The 16,105-nt window shown below is 33.6% G+C and carries 17 protein-coding genes; 16 read left to right on the forward strand and 1 reads right to left on the reverse strand.

Annotated elements, in window-relative coordinates:
- Positions 1-200 precede the first annotated feature (200 nt).
- The 6 genes from CD112_RS05025 to CD112_RS05050 all read left to right on the forward strand — a co-directional run bounded on the left by CD112_RS05025 (position 201) and on the right by CD112_RS05050 (position 6,684).
- On the forward strand, positions 201-881 hold the full coding sequence (locus tag CD112_RS05025) for a response regulator transcription factor (protein WP_002481437.1): 681 nt from the start codon (positions 201-203) through the stop codon (positions 879-881).
- On the forward strand, positions 868-1,911 hold the full coding sequence (locus tag CD112_RS05030) for a sensor histidine kinase (protein ID WP_002481438.1): 1,044 nt from the start codon (positions 868-870) through the stop codon (positions 1,909-1,911). The genes CD112_RS05025 and CD112_RS05030 overlap by 14 nt, the downstream gene beginning before the upstream one ends.
- A gap of 90 nt (positions 1,912-2,001) precedes the next feature.
- Positions 2,002-2,763: an ABC transporter ATP-binding protein gene (locus CD112_RS05035; RefSeq protein WP_002481439.1), complete on the forward strand. Its 762-nt coding sequence runs from the start codon at positions 2,002-2,004 to the stop codon at positions 2,761-2,763.
- The gene (locus tag CD112_RS05040) at positions 2,753-4,651 is read left to right on the forward strand and encodes an FtsX-like permease family protein (RefSeq protein ID WP_103363952.1); all 1,899 of its coding nucleotides are present in this window, start codon (positions 2,753-2,755) and stop codon (positions 4,649-4,651) included. Before CD112_RS05035 ends, CD112_RS05040 begins: the two co-directional genes overlap by 11 nt.
- Positions 4,652-5,045: 394 nt before the next feature.
- A complete protein-coding gene (locus CD112_RS05045; RefSeq protein WP_002481441.1) occupies positions 5,046-5,663 on the forward strand; it encodes a DUF47 domain-containing protein in 618 nt (205 codons plus the stop codon).
- Between the two features lie 13 nt (positions 5,664-5,676).
- Positions 5,677-6,684 carry an inorganic phosphate transporter gene (locus CD112_RS05050; RefSeq protein WP_002481442.1) on the forward strand — a complete coding sequence of 336 codons (1,008 nt, stop codon included), beginning with the start codon at positions 5,677-5,679 and terminating at the stop codon, positions 6,682-6,684.
- 216 nt (positions 6,685-6,900) lie between these two features.
- Here CD112_RS05050 and CD112_RS05055 read toward each other — a convergent pair whose 3' ends face one another.
- A complete protein-coding gene (locus tag CD112_RS05055) occupies positions 6,901-7,695 on the reverse strand; it encodes a CHAP domain-containing protein (protein WP_061054879.1) in 795 nt (264 codons plus the stop codon).
- 358 nt (positions 7,696-8,053) lie between these two features.
- Between CD112_RS05055 and CD112_RS05060 the strand changes: the two genes are divergently transcribed.
- The 10 genes from CD112_RS05060 (at position 8,054) to gvpO (ending at position 16,055) form a co-directional block, all read left to right on the forward strand.
- Positions 8,054-8,701 carry a Bax inhibitor-1/YccA family protein gene (locus CD112_RS05060; protein WP_051035999.1) on the forward strand — a complete coding sequence of 216 codons (648 nt, stop codon included), beginning with the start codon at positions 8,054-8,056 and terminating at the stop codon, positions 8,699-8,701.
- Positions 8,702-8,978: 277 nt separating this feature from the next.
- Entirely contained in the window at positions 8,979-11,153 is a 2,175-nt protein-coding gene (locus CD112_RS05065; RefSeq protein ID WP_002481445.1) for a helix-turn-helix domain-containing protein, read from the forward strand.
- Between the two features lie 155 nt (positions 11,154-11,308).
- A complete protein-coding gene (locus CD112_RS05070; RefSeq protein ID WP_002481446.1) occupies positions 11,309-11,665 on the forward strand; it encodes a transcriptional regulator, SarA/Rot family in 357 nt (118 codons plus the stop codon).
- A 195-nt stretch (positions 11,666-11,860) separates the two neighbouring features.
- The gene (locus CD112_RS05075) at positions 11,861-12,577 is read left to right on the forward strand and encodes a YebC/PmpR family DNA-binding transcriptional regulator (protein ID WP_002481447.1); all 717 of its coding nucleotides are present in this window, start codon (positions 11,861-11,863) and stop codon (positions 12,575-12,577) included.
- A 3-nt stretch (positions 12,578-12,580) separates the two neighbouring features.
- Entirely contained in the window at positions 12,581-13,072 is a 492-nt protein-coding gene (locus CD112_RS05080) for a cupin domain-containing protein (RefSeq protein WP_002481448.1), read from the forward strand.
- A gap of 384 nt (positions 13,073-13,456) precedes the next feature.
- A complete protein-coding gene (locus CD112_RS05085; RefSeq protein ID WP_002481449.1) occupies positions 13,457-13,936 on the forward strand; it encodes a hypothetical protein in 480 nt (159 codons plus the stop codon).
- Positions 13,937-13,966: 30 nt separating this feature from the next.
- Positions 13,967-14,419, forward strand: a complete 453-nt coding sequence (locus CD112_RS05090; protein WP_002481450.1) for a hypothetical protein — start codon at positions 13,967-13,969, stop codon at positions 14,417-14,419.
- Positions 14,420-14,810: 391 nt separating this feature from the next.
- On the forward strand, positions 14,811-15,299 hold the full coding sequence (gene gvpQ / locus CD112_RS05095) for a gas vesicle protein GvpQ (protein WP_002481451.1): 489 nt from the start codon (positions 14,811-14,813) through the stop codon (positions 15,297-15,299).
- Between the two features lie 60 nt (positions 15,300-15,359).
- Complete coding sequence (gvpJ, locus tag CD112_RS13760) at positions 15,360-15,710, forward strand: gas vesicle protein GvpJ (RefSeq protein WP_002481452.1); 351 nt, start codon at positions 15,360-15,362, stop codon at positions 15,708-15,710.
- Positions 15,711-15,785: 75 nt separating this feature from the next.
- Entirely contained in the window at positions 15,786-16,055 is a 270-nt protein-coding gene (gene gvpO / locus CD112_RS05105) for a gas vesicle protein GvpO (RefSeq protein WP_002481453.1), read from the forward strand.
- The last annotated feature ends 50 nt before the right edge of the window (positions 16,056-16,105 follow it).

Here is a 16,105-nt window from a genome sequence, read left to right on the forward strand (position 1 = left end):
CTCCATAATATAAGGTAGTATTACACTGAGTATAGCGTAAATGACGATTGTCTGCATCGTTTTTAGTTTCATTTTACTTTAAAATGATAGAACGCAATGATTGTTAGAGAATCGCACAAAGATAAGTGTAAAATAAAAGTTGTGAAATGTAAATGAAACAGTTTTGAAATAATTTCGAAATAAAAACAATAGGTGATAACATGAAAATTTTATTGGTAGAAGATGACAAGTCCTTATTTGAACAATTAAAAAAAGAACTAGAACATTGGGATTTGCAAGTGTCTGGTATTGATGATTTTAATCAAGTTATGGAAGCATTTGAACAGGAACAACCAGAAATTATTATCATGGATGTAGAGTTGCCGAAATATGACGGGTTTTATTGGTGTCGTGAAATACGTAATCAATCGAATGTACCTATCTTATTTTTATCAGCGAGAGATAATCCAATGGATCAAGTTATGAGTATGGAACTAGGGGCAGATGATTTTATGCAGAAGCCTTTCTATACTAATGTCTTAATCGCGAAGCTTAAAGCCATATATCGCCGTGTATATCAATTCAATCTAGAGGAGCAACGTATGTTGTCATGGGGCGATGTCCAAGTGGACCTTGGTAAAGGCGTATTAGAGAGAGGAAATGAAACCGCACATCTTTCTAAAACTGAAATGCTTATTCTAGAGATTTTATTAAAACATCGTAATCAAATTGTCAGTCGTGATGAGATCATTACGGCGTTATGGGATGATGAAGCGTTTGTGAGTGATAATACGTTGACGGTTAATATCAATCGACTACGTAAAAAGTTAGCAGACTTTGGATTAACTAATGCGATTGAAACACGGGTCGGCAAAGGATATTTAGCACATGACAATATTTAAACGTATCTCAAATTACTTAGTCTCTCGTTTGAATTGGTTGGCGTTGATTGTTGGCTTTCAAATATTTTTAGTGATTTTAGCTGTACTAGATCAAAATTTATCTGTTGAATCTATGCTTTATGTCATTTTATGTAATGTTATCTTCACATTGGTGTTCCTCATTTTTTCTTACAACTATGAAACTTCGTTCAACAAAAAATTGTCTGAAATGAAAGAGGTTGAGGAGTTGAAGCATAAAGAAGCGGCCAATACTCCGATGGAAGAAGAAGTCTTACAATATTTATATCTGATGATTCAAAGACAAAAACAAATTGTATCTAGGCAATCTGTGCAATTAAAAGAAAATGAACAAAGCCTTACGGAATTTGTGCATGAAATTAAAACACCTTTAACCGCATTGAAATTAATCATTGATCAAGAAGAAGATATGACTCGTCGACAAGCTTTATTGTTTGAATGGTCACGCATGAATGAAATGTTAGACCAACAATTGTATTTATCACGATTAAGCCAAAAGCACCAAGATTTATATTTTGAAGGCGTTTCATTAAAACGTATGGTGATTGAAGAAATTCAGTTAACACGTAATATTTGTAGACAGCGCGGTATTGGGTTCGATATAGATTTTAATGAAGAAGATAATGTCTTTACAGATATGAAATGGTGCAAGATGATGATTCGCCAAGTCCTTTCAAATGCGGTGAAATACAGTCAAGCGGGTACAGAGATACAAATCATCACTAAAGAAGTCGAAGGACATATTGTGCTTGAAATCAAAGATACAGGACGCGGAATTGCTTCTCAAGATATGCCGCGTATATTTGAACGTGGTTTTACGTCAACACAATACCGCCACGAGACAACTTCTTCAGGTTTAGGTTTATATTTAGTGGATCAAATCAAACAGCCATTACATATACAAGTATCGGTTGATTCTATTGCAGAAGAAGGGACAACAGTCTCTTTTATCTTCCCTAAACAGAACGAAATGTTAGAACGTATGTCTGAAGTGACAAAATCGTCACTTTAAACATGCGTTTTGTAATATCAAATCAACGACCATAAAATCACTTATGCGTACACTATAAATACAAGAGTTAAGAAAAAAGGAGCGCAAAAAATGGAAATTCTAACAGTATCCAATTTAACAAAAGTATTTGGAAATAAGCATGTGGCGCATGAAGTGCTGAAAGGCATCTCGTTTAAAGTTGAAAAAGGTGAATTCATTTCAATTATGGGACCGTCTGGTTCTGGTAAAACGACATTATTGAATATGTTAAGCTCCATTGATTATATAACACAAGGTTCAGTGGAACTTAACGGACATCAATTGCAGAAATTAAGTAACAAAGCACTGTCAGAAGTGCGTAAAAAAGAAATCGGCTTTATTTTCCAAGATTATAATTTATTAGACACGTTGACAGTTAAGGAAAATATTATGTTGCCGTTATCTATTCAAAAGTTATCCAAAAAAGAAGTGGATGCACGATTTGATGAAGTGACAGAAACATTAGGTATCAGAGATTTAGCAAATAAATATCCATCTGAAGTTTCAGGTGGTCAGAAACAAAGAGTTTCTGCAGCCCGTGCATTTATCACACGTCCAGCAATTATCTTCGCAGATGAACCAACAGGGGCGTTAGATTCTAAAAGTGCACAAGATTTATTAAGACGTTTGAAAAATATGAATGAACGCTTTGATACGACTATTTTAATGGTGACACATGATCCGGCAGCAGCCAGTTATTCAAACCGTGTCATCATGTTGAAAGATGGTCAAATACATTCTGAGCTATACCAAGGTGAACGTTCTAAACAAGCGTTCTATAAGGAAATCATTCAAGCACAAAGCGTCTTGGGCGGTGTGTCTTATGACGTTTAGACATATTGTATTAAAGAACTTAAGACAAAACATCAGACATTATGGTTTATATCTTTTTTCTCTCATAATGAGTATTTCCTTGTACTTTAGCTTTGTGACATTAAAATATACAGAAACAATCAATAATAGTGAATCTTCGAAATTAATTCAAAAAGGCGCGAGTTTAGGTAGTGTTGTACTGTTCATTATCATTATAATCTTTTTAATGTATGTGAATCAGCTCTTCATTAAACAAAGAGATAAAGAACTTGGACTCTATCAATTAATCGGATTAACGAAAGTAAATGTAGTTCGTATGTCGATGTTAGAGCAATTTGCGATATTTGTTGTCACAGGTCTTGTCGGCATAGTTGTCGGCTTAGTAGGGTCTAGAATTTTATTATTGATTGTGACGAAATTAATGCAAATGAATGAAACGGTACATCTGCATTTCAGCTTAAAAGCAGTAGGCGCAACGGCATTGATGTTAGTAATTGCGTACATCTTAGTTATTGTTCAAAACGCAATCTTTATCAAACGACGTTCCATTTTAGGATTAATGCAAACTCGTCGTACGGCTGATGTGAAATCAAATAAAATTACAGTACTTGAAGCAATCAGTGGTATTGTAGGGCTTGCGATGATTATTTCAGGATATGTTATGGCGGTTGATACAAAGCTTTTAGCGAATATGGCTATTCCGTTTTTAATTTTATTCCTGACAATTGTCGGTGCTTATTTATTCTTTAGAAGTACGGTATCTTTATTATTCAAGACGTTGAAGAAAAGAAAAAAAGGCCAAGTTTCAATTAATGATGTCATTTTCACGTCATCTATTATGCATCGTATGAAAAAGAATGCCTTATCATTAACTATTATTGCGGTCATTTCTGCGATTACAGTAACTGTCCTTTGTTTTAGTGCCATACAAATGAAGATGGAAAAAGTGCAACTCAATATGTTTTCGCCATATGATGTGACATTACAATCGAAACATGATGTGGATTTATATGAAAAAGCATTAAAAAAACATCATATCGATTATGACTTAAATTATAAAGAGTTGTTGATGGTACAGTCTCAGAAGAATAATTTATTTAAGAAAAATGTCGGCTACGAGATAGGTATTCGCGTCACAAGTGAAAAATATGTCGACAATGCAGGGCTCTCTGATCATACCGCAAAACTTTCGCACCCTTTTGGAACAGGTATGCTCTTAAAACCGATTACTAATGATTCTTATGTAGCATTTCAAGATAAACAAGGACAACAACTCTTCCGTGTGAAAGTACAAGACACTGAACTTGATACACGTTTCAGCTTGCTTACGTTACGTGGCGGTGTGTTGGTAATCGTCAATGATGAAGACTATCGTTTATTGAAAGAGAAAGGGGAAATAGATAAAGATGACCTTTCTACGCAATATGGCTTTACTATTACAGATAAATCTCAAATGAAAGAAGCTTCGAAAGCATTGGATGAAGTTGATCCAGTTTATGAGACAAAAGAAGAAATAGCTAAGGATAATAGAGAAAATAATGGTATGTTCTTATTCATATCATCATTCTTAGGTATTGCTTTCTTAATTGCGGCAGGTTGTATTATCTACATTAAACAAATGGATGAAACAACAGATGAAATCGGTAACTTTAAAATATTGAGAAAGCTAGGTTATACACAAAATGACATGCGTCACGGTTTAAAACTTAAAATCATGTTCAACTTTGGTTTGCCATTGATAGTAGGTTTGGCACATGCATACTTTGCATCATGGGCATTCTTGAATTTGATGGGATCTGATGATCATTCTCCAGTCTTTATCGTAATGGGAGTTTATACATTAATTTATGCATCATTTGCGATTATTGCTTATATACACACAAAACGTACTATAAAACAGTCAATATAGTATAGAATAGTAAACTTACTTCGAAAACTTGAAATAATGAGTTTTCGGAGTATTTTTTTGGATTGGAATGTGTAAGAATGGTGAAGTTAGGTAAAATTTTTAGAGAGGAAGTATTTACTTTTCGCTTAGGATTGTGGAAATTTTGAAAACTTAGCGAAGTAATCGGACATTACAATTATGTTCAATTGTTAAGATTTTGTAAATAGAATTGTAGTGTTGTAAATTTTGTGCTATTTTCTTTTTAGGAAGGTAAAATTTATTTGAAGCTAGTGTGAAGATGGTATACATATTAGTTTCAAAAGTATCACACGATTACTTTTTACAATTATATACTTTTGAGTTCAAATTTATGAAATGTGATTGGGAAGCAATCGCTGAAAATGGAGGATTTTCAATGTTTAACAAGAAAAAGGATAAGTTCATGGTTAAATTGGAGGAAATGGTATTCAATTTAGATCGCGCAGCAATTGAGTTCGGGAAAATGGACTTTAACACACACCTAGATTTAAAAGCTTATTCTGATAATATCAAAACGTATGAGTCACACGGTGACGAATTAATGCACCAAGTAATCTCAGACTTGAACCAAACGTTCATTACCCCAATCGAGCGTGAGGATATTTTATCTTTATGTAACGCTATTGATGATGTTTTAGACGCAATGGAAGAAACATCAGCAATGTTCGAAATGTATTCAATCGAGTATTCAGATGAATACATGGCTGAATTTGTAGATAATATTCAAAAAGCAGTAGCTGAAATGAAATTAGCTATCGGCTTATTAGTAGAAAAGAAACTTTCTCACATGCGTATTCATTCAATTAATATTAAAGAGTTTGAAACAAATTGTGACGGTATTTTAAGACAATCAATTAAACATATCTTCAATAGTGAAACAGACCCAATCACATTGATTAAAATTAAAGACATATATGAAAGCTTAGAAAACATTGCAGATAAATGCCAAGCAGTCGCAAATAATTTCGAAACAATTATCATGAAAAATAGCTAAGGAGTAATATAAAATGGATTATATTATAATTATCACTGTAGCTATCGTTATTTTTTCATTGGTGTTCGACTTTATTAATGGTTTCCACGATACAGCGAATGCGGTAGCTACTGCAGTGTCGACAAGAGCACTGACACCAAAACGCGCAATCTTTTTAGCAGCGATTATGAACTTTATCGGTGCATTAACATTTACAGGTGTAGCAGGGACAATTACAAAAGACATTGTGGATCCATTTAAATTGCAAAATGGATTAGTCGTGGTATTAGCGGCTATTTTCGCAGCGATATTCTGGAACTTGTTAACATGGTACTTCGGTATTCCAAGTTCTTCATCACATGCCTTAATCGGTTCGATTGCAGGTGCAGCGGTTGCATCTCAAGGTTCATTTTCAGTGTTGCATTTCCAAGGCTTCACTAAAATTATTATTGTGTTGATTGTATCGCCATTGATTGCCTTTTGTGTAGGTTTCATTATGTATAGTATTGTTAAAGTCGTATTTAAAAATGCGAATTTAACAAAAGCTAACCGCAACTTTAGAATATTCCAGATTTTCACAGCATCATTACAATCATTCTCACATGGTACAAACGATGCGCAAAAATCAATGGGTATCATTACACTAGCTTTAATTGTTGCGAACTTACAAGATGGTAACAATGTTGAACCGCAATTATGGGTTAAAGTAGCCTGTGCTGCCGCTATGGGTCTAGGTACAGCAGTAGGTGGTTGGAAAATCATCAAAACTGTCGGCGGTAACATTATGAAGATTCGCCCAGCTAACGGGGCTGCTGCAGATTTATCTTCAGCATTAACAATTTTCGTCGCATCTTCATTACATTTCCCATTATCAACAACACACGTTGTATCTTCATCTATCCTTGGTGTAGGGGCATCTAACCGCATCAAAGGAGTGAAATGGAATACAGCTCAACGTATGATTGTAACTTGGGTAATTACATTACCAATTTCAGCATTCGTCGCAGCAATGATTTACTGGATTATGAATATTTTCTTATAATCATTCTCAATCATTGAGACATAAACATAGAGAACATTAAATAGAAAGCGGATCATTTTCTGATTTTGAAAATGATCCGCTTTTTTGCGGTAAATCGGGCTTAGAACTATATAAAAGCTATTGAGGCGCTCAGTTTGATTAGCATGTTACATCATCTATTGGTTTCCAAATTTAAGCCAAAATAAAAAGACGATGCGTCATCGCCTTTTTAGATTATTAATGAATGTAGTTATAGCTAGAAGCCATTGAAGCAGGAATTGTACGGTAGTCGACAATGCCTGGAGGTGTATTGTAGTTCATTTCAGAAATTAAAATGCTGCCATCACCATTCACTTGTTCTACATATGCAACATGACCGATTGGTCCTTCATAGTTCTGCATAATTGAACCAGCTGCAGGTGTGTTGTTTACTGTGTAACCGTCAGCTTGTGCATTGTTTGCCCAATGATCTGCGTTCCACCAGTATGTACTGATTGGTTGGCCTGTTTCAGCACGACGATTGAATACATGCCAAGTACATTGTCCCCAGTCATATAAGTTAGCATGATTAAATGTCGGTGATTGGTTCGTTGCAGGTGTAGCTGTAGGTGTACCGCCTGAACCACCAGCTGCGCCAGAAATTTTTAATTGTTGGCCAGGGTGAATTAAATAACCATTCAAGCCGTTAGCTGACATGATTGCCTCAGCAGATGTACCATATTGATTTGCGATGATATTTAATGATTCACCAGCTTGCACTGTATGTGTGCCACCAGAAATGTTAACAGTCGCCCCTGTATTTGAACTTTGACTGCTGCCATTTACTGTAATGACTTGGCCAGGGAACACCATATTATTTGATAAATTGTTATCTTGTTTAATGCTTTCGATAGAAGTGCCGTATTCTTGTGCAATAGACCAAAGTGATTCACCAGCTTGTACTGTATGCTGTGTCGATGCATCAGCATCTTGTTGAGTAAGCGCTAAGGCTGCACCTGTTGCAACTGAAAATGTAACTGCTAACTTTTTCAAATGAGATTCCTCCTCTAATAAGTTTGGTTCAGTAATTATACATTCGTTTTATATTTGCTATGTAATACGAATATCAATCATTATTTCTATACTTCCACATCTTATCAAAAATATGCGGAGATTTGTCGGTTGTTACGTGCTTGTAATAATTTTTAATAAAACCTGAATTGTCTAAAATTCAGAAAACACTAGACAATATAGGGTTTATTGAAGGAAAATTTGGATTTTGATAATACTAATGTAATGTTTGTAATGAAAAATGACAATACACTAAAGCGCTTTGAAGATTTATAGTTGCTAAATCAGAAAGTGGAAATCAGAATACACTCTATGAAATAATAATTAACAAATAGTTTCAATGAAGGAGTTGAACAACTTGGTAAACGCAACACATACTACCTCTAAATCGAGTGCTTATGCGAAGGTTTGGCTTTACTTTATGTACTTTTGGCTTATTTTTGGTATTGGTACATATTTTGGCCAGTATCTGCCTGATGCTTGGAGAAGACCACTCTCTATCGGTTTGACGGTATTAATTTTGATTTCGTTATTTGTGAATCGATCACGTAAATTCGGCTTTTTAATATCTAATATATATGCTGTAGCAATTGGGTTATTAGCTTATGCTGCATTTACGACATACATGCAGAATTTAGGTCCAGAGTTATTTTATAAAAACGTAGCACTTGCAGTAGGTGCCTTTATTGCGTTTGGTGTCATTGGATACTTTTTCGTGCAGAATGCATCAAGTATCGGCAAATATCTATTTGTAGTATTAATCGCGTTAATTGTGGCCACTTTAATTGGTTTCTTTGTGCAAAACCCGATTTTTTATACTGTTATCAATGTTGTAGCAGTTGGTTTATTCTTGCTGTATACATTGTATGACTTTAACAGATTGAAACGAGGACAATTTGCACCAAGTGAAATGGGCTTTAATTTATTTGTGAACTTATTGAATATTATTATTAATATCTTAAGTTTAGCTAATCGTTTTAGAGATTAATATCATCAAGAATAGGACTGGAACAAAGAAAAACAATGTTCCAGTCCTTCATTATATTATACAATCTAGTTATCATTGATAAGAATAGTACGATATAATCATACGTTACGTAATTTGAAACAACATAAAAATACTATTAAATTTTAAAATTTGTGTCTAATTGCGTTGTGTGCTAAATTTGTAGAGTATAGTCCTAGAGAAATTACAGGAAGGAATAAAATAAAGAGAGATGTATCATTACGACTTAAAACAGCTTATTTTATTAAAGGTTATATAAATGAGAAGTAGTATTATCGATTTATACGCAGCTGAAAATTTGCCAGCCAATCGTTGTTATGATGGAGTGTTATTACTTTGGCCAGTAAACGATACAGCAGAAATCCAAAGGTCCGCTCAAGTTGAAACAGTAAATAACACGGTTTGTCTCATCAACCATAATGAAGTTTTTCAAGTTTCGAAAAACAAAAAGATGATGATGGTTTATGTTGCGAGTGATTGGTTCCTTGAGAAGGATTTCGCTTTTTTTAATTATTGCTTTAATATTCAAATGGTTCAGTCGAACAGTAAAATTGAAAAAGCAATGTTGATCTTATTGGAAAAGTATCTTGAAGAAACCTTAACAGAAGAACTGATTAAAAAATGTATTAGTGAGATATGCGACATTTTAATTGAAGAGGCGAGTGTTGAAATCAAACATACGTCACACCAGTTAATTGCATCGCTAGATTATAGAGAAAAGAAAATCGTAGATTATATCAACGAACATATTGGAGAGAAACTGACTTTAGAGACAGTAGCTAAAGAAGTTTATATTTCTCCGACAACACTCTCTTCTTCCTTTTATAAAATATTTAATATGGGTTTCAGAAATTATATTGAAACATTACGAATTGGACTTTCTATAGAAATGTTAGTAACGACTGACCGAAAAATTTTGGATATCTCTGAAGAAGTAGGTTTCAGTAATTTCAGTGGTTATTATCGGAAATTTAAACGTCATTTAGATACCACGCCTAATGACTACAGACATAAATCTAAGCTGAGTAAAGACCTTTGTTATTTAGTAAAGGATCAAGATTCTGAAGTCAGTGAACAAGGTAAAAAAGTATATTTAAAGAAAATCAAAGACATACTGAAGAACTGGACAGAAGATAAAGAGAACATTATTTATGTAGATAATAATAATCCCATCTATTCTCCTACACGTCCGTTTGTGATGACGATTCAAATTCGCACGCTTGAAGAATTGAAGGAAGTGATGGTTTATCACAGGCATCAAGAAATCTTTGATTTCGATGATGAAGTGATGTTCTTAATCCATCCAAGTATACCAACGATTCATCAACATTTTAGCACGAGTGAACTAGTTGCTATGCTTGATACTATCTATCAAAGCAATGCGAGAGTAGCTTTTGAACTTGAATCAAAAGAAGATATTGATTATGTGAAACATGAATTATTACAGTCACGTGCATTTACAGATCATCAAGCCTATGCAGATCTTAAAAAGGATACATCTAAGATTTCGATAACATTTAGTTTGCAGAATCAATCATTGAAAGACATCTATATACAAAAAATGAGAATTAAAGAAATTGGGTTTAATGTTAATTTTAACCTAGATGTTACTAAATTGTTTAATGATCCTGAAAAATTTAAAGCATTAGAACTCCCAATTAAACGAGTGAATTTTGATTATTTCTTTATTGATAATGAAAAGTTGAAACATCCTTATTTGGAAAAATCTTATAAAAAAATGCCGATGAAACAACTAGTCAATTTGAATGCGCTGCAGTCAGTTATGAAACAAGTTCATTTAGAAGAACGTAAATATATACTGCTTAATGTTCCGAATAGGAAATTATTGAATGAAGATATGAGTCTCTTAGATAGCACACCATTAATGATGTATATGTTTATGCGCTTTTATAGTATTTTATCTGGAATCGGCGTGGATTTATATCAACGTACTGATACGAATATCGCATTTCTTTTTGATACAAATGGTTTCAAGACCACACTGTATTTTTTATATAGACAACTGTCTGGATTTGAGACGTTTTATTTCTATGAAGATGATGCTTGTCTCATGACACGTGGGGATGAACATTACAGTATTATCGTCTATGACTGGCGTATTATTGAAAATGAAATACATGAAGGTAATCAAAGTTGTCATCGTTTCTATATCGGTTTTAAAGATAAAAGTTTAAGAGACAATTATTTGGTAACACGTGAAGTAACAGATTATAAACACGGTAATATCAAGGAGATTATTTCACCCAATATCATGCCTACATTTAAATGGCCAAAAGATTTAAAACGTAAGATAAAAAACGCCAATAATCCAAAGTTTGATGTATTTGAACACAACTTTAACAATGGCACATTGAGTGTTGATGTTGAATATAATTCATTGCAATTGATTTCTTTATATAAAACAACGAAATAGATTGAAGTTTATAAAAGGTAATTGTATTTTATACAATTCAATTTGTCGTACTTAGGAAAATTGCAAAGACAATGTGGGGAAACACTAAAGACTTTTAGAGTTTTAATATTCATACTTAATGTATTATATCGATATAAAATCTGGAGGCGTATACTTTGAAAAAAAGTAACTTAGAGAAATTGCTCAATGAATACAAAAAATTTATGGATTTGACACGTTTCATTGAAGAAACATATAAAATCAACATGAATGACTTTGTAATACTTAATTGTGTTCATGAGAATTGCACCGAAGAAAAGATGTTAATGCAGCCCTTTTTAAAGATTGCAACAGATTCATTTGAAATTAGCCGAACTAAAGTTTTGGCATCCATTCGTAAACTAGTCAATCAAGACCGTGTCAGCAAAGTCCGTTCTGAGTCTGACGAACGTAAGGTTTATATTTATATGGATGATAAAAACATAGAAAAACTTGATCAAATGCTTAAAGACATTGATAAGTTTTTAGGTTGATAATACATCTGAACACCCCATACTAGAGAGATATAATATTGTGGATGAACAGCCCGGTTTTTGGGCTGTTTTTTTATGAGGATTCAAAGTAATTATGCACAAAAGGGGAACTTGGTTTTCAATAACTATATATTAAGCGTGAAATCATGTATAATAGTTGATGTTAAAAATTGAGAGCGAAAGCGAGATGGAAGTATGGGACGTAAATGGAATAACATCAAAGAGAAAAAAGCCCAAAAAGATAAAAATACAAGTCGTATTTATGCGAAATTCGGTAAAGAAATTTATGTAGCTGCGAAATCTGGTGAACCTGATCCAGAATCGAACCAAGCATTACGTTTAGTGCTTGAACGTGCAAAAACGTATAATGTACCGAAAAACATCATCGACCGAGCGATTGACAAAGCAAAAGGTAATGATGATGAAAACTACGATGAATTACGTTATGAAGGGTTTGGTCCTAGCGGTTCAATGCTGATTGTTGATGCATTGACTAATAATGTTAACCGTACTGCATCAGATGTACGTGCTGCTTTCGGTAAAAATGGCGGTAACATGGGTGTATCAGGTTCAGTATCATATATGTTCACACATACAGGTACTTTCGCATTTGAAGGCAAATCTGCAGATGAAATCTTAGAAGTTTTAATGGAAAAAGATTTAGATGTGCGAGATGTTGTCGAAGACGGTGATTTAACTATCGTTTATGCTGAACCAGATCAATTTGCACAAGTACAAGAAGCTTTAAAAGAAAGCGGCGTTGAAGAATTCGAAGTTGCTGAATTTGAAATGTTACCTCAAAACGACATCCAATTATCAGATGAAGACAAAGCAACTTTAGAAGGCTTAATCGATGCGTTAGAAGATTTAGAAGATGTTCAAAACGTTTATCATAACGTGGACTTGGATTAAGTAATGGAACATTCTGTATCGGAATGGGTGCGCCAATTAGATTTATTACCGCATCCAGAAGGCGGCTATTATAAAGAAATTATTAAAGCTGAACGCCAAGAAGAAGGACAAGCACGTCCAGCTTATACGAGTATTTATTTTTTATTAACAGATGATAATATCTCACATTTTCATCGTATAGATGCAGATGAAATTTGGTATTACCACTATGGTAACACTTTAACAGTGCATATGATTTATCCTAATGGCCAATATGAAGCGGTAGACCTTGGACCCGATAAAACAAAGGGTGAAGTGCTACAACACGTTGTGCCTGCAGGTACAATTTTTGCATCTTCGATTAAAGATGAAAAAGGCTATGCGCTGGTTGGATGTATGTGCCAACCAGGTTTCATGTTTGAGCATTTTGAAATGTTTGATCAAGCGGAACTTAAAAAAGCTTATCCTCATTTGATTGAAGTGATTGAACACTATGCACTAGAAACTATTGATTGATTTTAAAATTGAATCTATGTTTTACCAGGCACTTGCTTTAGATTTTGGGAACGAGCCCAAGCTAAAACAAGTGCTTTTTTTGTATCTCGAAATATTTTAACTATAGCAGAAATTTATATTAGGGTAACACCTAGAATTTAATACGTCTTACGAATCAGCTATTTAATCTATTCGCATTGATGAAGTTTAAATGTTTAAAGCGAATATTGGAGAGGATTTTATTGGTAAATAGTTTTTATCTTACAGGCTAATTCTCAATCGATAAAAATAAAATACAAAATACGTTTTACCTAAAAAGTATAAATGAATACGAAAATGATTTGTTTGTAAATTAGAGTTGAGGGTAAAAACAATAATACCAATTAAAGAGAGAGGGGTGTTATCGTGAGCAGGTATAAAAAGGGCGTAAATATTAAAAAGAAGAAAAACAAGGGCAATAAAAACATTCATGTCGCTGATGCTATTGTAGGCGGTGTGTTCGGCGCAACTTTCGGCTGGTTCTATAGACGAGAAGGCACTCAAAATATGATTCACCGTGTAAAAGAATCAGAGTTATTCCAAAATATTGCTTCAGATGTTTATGAAATTACTGAAGAAAATATTAAAGCCTACATCGCGATGAATATTGAAAATAAAACCCGCGATTTTTTTCAAAAGCCCGATGAAGAGGACGAAGACGAAGAATATTATGAAGATGATGAAGAATTTGAAGAAGCATACGTAGAAGATGAAGACGATGCTTACGATGATGAAGACGAAGAAGAGTTAGATGAAGAAGAATATTACGAAGCATTATTAGAAGAAAATGAACAGCTTAAAGAAGCTATCAGTCGTTTAGAAGATCGCTTTGAAGAGTTACTGTAAAAACATTAAGAAAGTAGAGGGGAAAACAGTATGAGCAAACAAATTAAAAACCAGACAGAAAAAACTAAAAAGTTACAACCTAAGAAGAAAAAATGGACATCTAGTCCCGTATACCGCACAGTGGCTGGGGGAGCAGTCGGTGCAGGTCTTGGTTATGTCTTAAAACCTAAGCAAGATAAAAAAGCACTTTATACTAAAAAGAATGCTTCAAATGCATCATTAAAAGATAAAGCTTCTGATTTAAAAGACTCTATCTTTGGTGATGATAAGAAGAAAAAAGGCAAAAAAGGTAAGAAAAATGCTAGGTTATTCAGTAAAAATACTAAAGGTAAAAAACGTAAAAAGAAACCAAATAAGAAACAGTTTCAGTTATTGAAATCCGAAAATGAAACATTGCAACAACGTTTACAATTTTTAGAAGATAAATTAGATCAATATACAACATCGAAAAAACGTAAGAAATCTCTTTTCCGTAAAAAATAAACTTTGGTTAAACGTTCAATCGAAAAGGTGCACAGTTAAAAAAACTGGCACCTTTTTTAACTAGTAATACAAGCACTTTCAAAACCTCAAGATGTTAAACGTCAATACAATGATTGTAATGTAGATTAAGAGAATGTTTCAAAAGTTGTAATTGTGTTTGAGTTTAAATTCAAAGTGGTACTGTAATTAACATGAAAGAAAATAGATTTTACAACTAAATCGAATATTCAACTAAAAACAATAAATAATTTAAAGGTATTCAGACATCCTTTGAATCAAACGATAAGAATGTACAGAAAAACATCTTAGACATCTTTATTTATTTTATTTATTGATAAGTCAAAGGTGGTTTCTATCAAAAAAGAAAATATCAATTTAAAGGAGGTCTACAATGCCTAATAAAATGGTGAAAAAAGCTGCTGGTGCAGTGGCAAAAAAAGCAATTGAAAAGACTCCTGACGAAATTGAAGATAAAGCAAAAGATAAATTAAAAGATAAAGCACACGAGATGATGGAAGAGAAAATAACAGAAGGCGTTCAAGATAAAGCAGATCAAGCAGCAGGCAAATTACAACAAGTGAAAGAGAAAAACCAAGAAGTTGTGCCTGAAGTTGCAGATAAAGCAACAGACAAAATGCAAGGCGCCCTGTTAAAGACACGTGATAAATTAGGACAAGTCAAAGAAGCTGGGGAAGCATTCCAAGAAAAAATCAACAAAGATGAGTCCGGCAACAGCAAGAAAAAAATCAAAGGTGTTCAAGACATCAAAAGTGTTCAAAATATCAAAGGTATTTCTAACATTAAAAGCTACAACGACATTAAACATGCCTCAGACATTAAGGGAGTAGAAGATAATAAATCAACATTGATTGACAACTAAAAGAAACATTAAAAGTTTAACGAATGAAAACAATATCAATTTGAGAGGGGATTGAACATTATGAGTTCAGTACAAAGAAGTGCAGATACGTCTAGTTTAGCAGAAGTAATCGACAGAATTTTAGATAAAGGTATCGTTATTGATGCTTACGTTAGAGTTTCAGTAGTAGGTATCGAAATCTTAACTATCGAAGCAAGAATCGTAATTGCCAGCGTAGATACTTGGTTAAGATATGCAGAAGCTGTAGGCTTACTGCGTGATGAAGTTGAAGAAGAAGGCTTACCAGGCCAACAACAAGAACAACTTTCAGGAGATACGAACCAACAGCAACAAATTTCTCAACAAAGTGAACCAGAAGAAGCAGAAACAAAAGAAGCAGACGACAAGAAAAAATCAAAATATAGTGTTTAATTTTTAAATTAAAAGGGAGGCGGCGACGGAATGTTGTCGTCATCTCTTACTATATAAGATTGATGGAGGATAATTATGACGATCAAAGAACTTATGAGTAAAATTAGAGAATTCTTCAATGAAAATGTAGCACCGCCTTTCAAAATTACTTCAATCGAAGAACGTGAAGGCGATGAATCAGGTTGGACTGCGACAGTTGAAGTGATTGAAGAGAAAGAATATATGAAACGTTACGCGAAAGATGAAATGCTTGGCACGTATAGCGTTGTATTAGATAAAGATGGCGAAGTCACTTCATTTAAACGTGAAGGTATTCGTTACAGAAGTAAAGTAGACGGTAGTTAATTAATAAACGCTTTAATTAAAGGACACTAATACTAGGTACTCAAAGGAGA

The organism is Staphylococcus simulans, from assembly GCF_002902285.1.
Classification (GTDB): domain Bacteria; phylum Bacillota; class Bacilli; order Staphylococcales; family Staphylococcaceae; genus Staphylococcus; species Staphylococcus simulans.

Coding starts and splice junctions, on each gene's coding strand:
- CD112_RS05050 (WP_002481442.1), top strand. CDS start 5,677: ATGGATTATATTATAATTATCACTGTAGCTATCGTTATTTTTTCATTG.
- CD112_RS05035 (WP_002481439.1), top strand. CDS start 2,002: ATGGAAATTCTAACAGTATCCAATTTAACAAAAGTATTTGGAAATAAG.
- CD112_RS05030 (WP_002481438.1), top strand. CDS start 868: ATGACAATATTTAAACGTATCTCAAATTACTTAGTCTCTCGTTTGAAT.
- CD112_RS05040 (WP_103363952.1), top strand. CDS start 2,753: ATGACGTTTAGACATATTGTATTAAAGAACTTAAGACAAAACATCAGA.
- CD112_RS05045 (WP_002481441.1), top strand. CDS start 5,046: ATGTTTAACAAGAAAAAGGATAAGTTCATGGTTAAATTGGAGGAAATG.
- CD112_RS05075 (WP_002481447.1), top strand. CDS start 11,861: ATGGGACGTAAATGGAATAACATCAAAGAGAAAAAAGCCCAAAAAGAT.
- gvpO (WP_002481453.1), top strand. CDS start 15,786: ATGACGATCAAAGAACTTATGAGTAAAATTAGAGAATTCTTCAATGAA.
- gvpJ (WP_002481452.1), top strand. CDS start 15,360: ATGAGTTCAGTACAAAGAAGTGCAGATACGTCTAGTTTAGCAGAAGTA.
- CD112_RS05080 (WP_002481448.1), top strand. CDS start 12,581: ATGGAACATTCTGTATCGGAATGGGTGCGCCAATTAGATTTATTACCG.
- CD112_RS05090 (WP_002481450.1), top strand. CDS start 13,967: ATGAGCAAACAAATTAAAAACCAGACAGAAAAAACTAAAAAGTTACAA.
- CD112_RS05025 (WP_002481437.1), top strand. CDS start 201: ATGAAAATTTTATTGGTAGAAGATGACAAGTCCTTATTTGAACAATTA.
- gvpQ (WP_002481451.1), top strand. CDS start 14,811: ATGCCTAATAAAATGGTGAAAAAAGCTGCTGGTGCAGTGGCAAAAAAA.
- CD112_RS05065 (WP_002481445.1), top strand. CDS start 8,979: ATGAGAAGTAGTATTATCGATTTATACGCAGCTGAAAATTTGCCAGCC.
- CD112_RS05060 (WP_051035999.1), top strand. CDS start 8,054: ATGAAGGAGTTGAACAACTTGGTAAACGCAACACATACTACCTCTAAA.